This is a genomic window from Algoriphagus sp. (assembly GCF_024305035.1).
Lineage (GTDB): Bacteria > Bacteroidota > Bacteroidia > Cytophagales > Cyclobacteriaceae > Algoriphagus.
This window is the reverse complement of the sequence record NZ_JAMWZB010000001.1, coordinates 181,051-185,804: the sequence shown is the minus strand read 5'-3', so window position 1 is coordinate 185,804 and position 4,754 is coordinate 181,051. Positions and strand designations below refer to the sequence as shown.

The 4,754-nt window shown below is 41.9% G+C and carries 1 protein-coding gene; it reads right to left on the bottom strand.

Going from position 1 to position 4,754, the window contains the following annotated elements:
- Nucleotides 1-4,754 (bottom strand): CARDB domain-containing protein (locus tag Q0L00_RS00780; protein ID WP_297334945.1); only part of this gene is annotated, 4,754 nt, incomplete at both ends.

Genomic DNA, 4,754 nt, shown 5'->3' with positions numbered 1-4,754 from the left:
CCCATATCGGTATTTACTGTAATCGCTTCTGGAATGATCAAGCTCGGTGCTTCTTTATCTTCAACGGTAACCTCGAAGCTTAACTCGACTTTATTTCCACTGGCATCATTGGCTCTATAGCTCACTACACTAGTACCTATAGGGAATTCTGATCCACTCACAGGTCCTGAGATCTGCTCGATGCTATGCCCTACACAATTATCTGCAGAAACAGGAGCTGCCCATTCTACTATTCCTCCGCAACTACCTGAAGAAGTTTCAACAATAATATTTTCTGGTATTCCAATAATTTCAGGGAAAATATCATCCAGCACAGTAACTGTAACTTCTGCTGAAGATTCATTACCGTTTACATCCAGGGCAGTGAATAAAATGACTTGATCACCTATTTCTGAACAACTAAAGCTTTCCTGACTTAAAGTCAATTCCGCAATGCCACAGTCATCAAAAGAGCCATTGTCAACCTGCTCAGGACTGATAGTTACCAATCCATTTTCATCGAGATAAACCGCAATATCTTGAGTATTTAGGGTTGGAGGCACAATATCTTTGAATTCTCCCAAAATGAAATTGTCCAAATCATCAAACTCCTGTGGGTCTGAGTTTTTGATCTCTGCCAGAATGGAGTATTCCGGGTTGATGACTGTCCAAGTAATGGATTTGGATGCAGAACCCTGGATGTCAACAAAGATTGGTACAGCCTCAATCGGTATCGTGTCAGTCTCCGTAACATAGGAGAAGTGAAGCTCAGCATTAGAGGCTAAATCCCCTTCATTTTCTATATCCACATTGATTTGAATCAATTCTCCAACCTGAGGACAATTGGTACTAAATCCGATTTGGGTAAAGAAAAGGTTTGGCGCCTCTCCCACTACCAATGCCCTGCTTGCGTCATTATTGACGTAATTCAAATCGTCAGTTTCCTGATCTATATCCACAAAACTCCTCACAACCTTCACCCCCGCAGTTGGACTGCTGTATGTCGTTTCTACTGGGATTGTTGCTAATTGTCCTGCATCTAAGGCATCAACCAATATGTCTTGACCTAATTGAATATCATCAACTGTAACACGGATCTTAAATGGAGATTGAGTTTTAGAACCGATATTTTCAAAGGAGACGAAGAGATTAATTTCTTCATCCAGGTCTGGATTGAGATTGCTTGGAGAAATGTATTCTGACAAAATCCTCAAATCAGGTTGCGGTGCTCTTACTGTGATTGACCTTGTGATGCTGTTATTTGCTTCGTTACATTCAGCAAAATCATCATTTCGGTCAATCACCATCTCCAATTGGAAGGTCCCAACTTCTCTAAAGGTGTAAGGGAAGGAAACAAACTGACCGAGTCCACCATAAGATGGCTTCAACTCAGGAATGATCGTTGACCCAATCTCGGATCCATTCAACAAGAAGTCCACCCTAACTTCTTTAGCAGTGAACAAGCCAAGATTTCGGACTCTACCTGTTAGGTTTTGTTCAGTATATACTATGAACCCACCATTCCAAACAGATCCTGCTTGTCCCACTTCAAAATCCAAACAAAGCGGCATACTTGCTTTATTATCAAACTCTGAGCTTTCATCAATCAGGTTCAGTGGGTCAAGTTCTACCAAAACAGCGTTACTTCCGTCAGAAGCCAAGCTGGTTTCATACTCCACTGTGACTTCTGCCCCACTCTTTAACCCAGTCGGAACCTGCACGATTTCATTTCTCGAGACTCCTTTTTCTGAAATCTGGAAATTAACCTCGAAGGCTTCCTCGATCGATACCTGTCCGGTATTTCTCACTTTTGTTTTGACCAGGAAGGTTTCTCCTGCAGCAGGAAGACCCGGTTCAACTGATAAGTAGGTATTTGTGATATACAAGTTTGGACGTAAAACTGGAGGCGGACTGTATTTCACCGTTCTGACAAATTCATTATTATCCTCATTGTATTCGACTATACTTCCTGAACCTAAGGGTTCATCGACTTTGATTCTGATCACATGATCCTCCTGAGTCTGGAAGACTACCGAAACAGGATAAGAAATCTGAGCACATTGGTCGAGCTTTTCAAAACTTCTACTATCCACCAATTCATCATCCACATAGACGTTAACCGCAAAGGCTTCACTTGTAATTACACCTCCGATATTATCCACCTTAACCGTGAATTCAAATGGATCTTCCATTCTGGAACTAAAACCAATCAATGAAGAAGAAGGAGTCAAATCAGGAACAGTTGGATAAACTGTTACACTTTGTCCAACCGAGTTATTGCTTCTAGTTTTATCATCTACCTGATTGAATACATCCGCAATAGCAGTAAACGAGCAATTATTCTTGTTAAAGCAACTTCCAATTTCTGATGTGATGGAAACCGCAAAGTCAAATGACAATGTTTCGCCTGGAGCAAGGGAGTTGATTCCAACTTCTTCTAAAATTCCTTCACAGGTTTCATAGCGGAAAGTGAAGTTTGTCGCGGTTAATTCTCCCAGATTGGTCACTGTCGCTGTACCGGTTATTTCCTCACCTGCTAGTACCTCAGTTTGATCCAGCGTGATATTGGCTCTCAAATCAGCCTTTGCAGGGTATGGAATTACTTCTATTTGGAAAGAAGGAATCTCACCAGTCAACGTGTAATCTGTTACCGAACCTGTGAATGTATAGACTCCTGGAGTGGTCGGCATTTTGACAGATCTGCTAAATGTTCCATTCGAACTTGTAGTCGTCTGGAAAGATCCATTCTCATAGCTAAAGGAAACATTCGCTCCTGCCACATCCGGATTGACACCTTCATCAATACCAAAGTAGGATGCATTTCCAGAGATGTTTATCCATTCCCCCACATAAACTGTAGAAGAATTTGGTGTAGCCTTGGCCTGAATTCCACCCGGCAACACATAGTTGCCCACCAACACAGGTCTAATCGCAAAATTGTTGAGTTCGTTGATTTCCTCGAGCACATCGGTTTCATCAAGGACCACCTTAATCTGATAAAAACCAGCCTCCTCAAAACTGTAATCCCATGATAAATCAATATTGGATCTAGCTTCCAGATTTTCGATGACTGTGCTGAAAATTTGAGTTTCGCCATCGTAGGCAGAGACCACAAAATTTTCAGCTGGGAAATCCGAGATATTTCGAACTCTTGCAAAAATCGTGATGGTTTCGTTATTGTCAGGAGTATCGTTGGTGAAGCTGATGTTGTTGGCAAAAATCCCCACATCGAGATTGCTCACCGACACATTCGGCTGATCAATGAAGTCCGTACTCACTTGACAATAAAATTCGTTCTTAGCCACTACTCGAGCTTTCCAAGCAGTGTTATCTTTCAATCCTGAAACTCTTACTTGATAGATCTTACCATCTTTCAAATCTATATCACTCGGATCAAGTTCAGACATCGCAAAGGTCAAATCACCCGAATCTTCCGCAGAACCATTGTTATTTGCATCCAATTCCAATCTTGGATAACCTATTGCCAAATTCGAATTTTCCGGATCAGTATAAGTGATGGTGAAGGTGTACTCGGTTTCACTCGTGCCTATTTCAGGACTGATTTGTAATGGCAAAAGTTCTATTCCACACGGATAAGGGATACAAACCCCATTTTCACAAAACGACCCATCTGGACAATTTATATCCTTGCAGTTTTCTTGGGTCAAGAAAATTTCCAGTTCTTGTCCATTTTCTTTTAAAGTTTCAGTCGTAAAAGAACCATAATTTTCAGCTCCAAAGCTAAGTGTCTCACCATAGGGCACATCTACTACAAAGAATCCATTCAGATCTGCTAAGGATGTACCCAATGAGCTGGTAATTGCCGCCGGAATCGGATCATTTGTAGATAAGTCTCTGACCGTACCATGTACCCGGATTGAAGACCCCTCAAGCGGAAAGCATGAACCTGCAAAGCAAAATTCATCCGGGCCACAAACCGTACCCGCGCAGGGGTCAGGCACACATTCTCCATCCTGACAAACAAATCCATCAGGACAATCCAATTCATCGCAAGGATCTGGATTGAGGTAGACAATCAAATCCTCGTTCTCATTTACGGTGATGGACTTGATTAAATACCCAGACCGCTCAAAAGTTGCATTCAGTCCAGATAGTACTTCTATGGAAAATTTACCGTCTGATCCAGTTAAGACATCATCAAAACTCAAAGACTGGATCCTTACATTATCAAGAGGAAGGTCTGTGTCGCTGTCTCGAACTTCTCCGCTAAGCTGGTAGTTTACTGCTGTACACCTACCATTGATACACTCTTGACCTGGACCGCAATCAAAGAATTTGCAGTAGTTTTTATTGAGGTATATATCATAAGAATTGCTGGATTCGGTAATTATAGGCGTAGTATAGGATACATATAAGTTGTCAGTAAATGTCAATTGATCCGAAATCATGGTAGTAATGGCATAGTTACCGTTGACATCCGACAATTGGTCTCCGTGTGTAGAGGCCACTCCTACCGTACTGATTGGCGAGTTGGTCTCTGCATCGTAGATTGTTCCTGATATTTCTATAATAGGTGAACCTACGATACACTCCCCTTCCCAGCAATAGAAGCCCTCTGGACATACATTTTCTAAGCATGGATCTTCATCTGGATAGCAAATTCCTTGGTAACAAGTCGTCCCCTCGGGACAGTTGGTCACCAAGCACAAATCATCAGGCTCCAAGCAAAGGCCTTCTCCTGCACAGATAGTTCCAAGAGGACAATCCTGATTGCTAACGCAATTAAACCGACATTCCCCGTAAAATTCCTGACT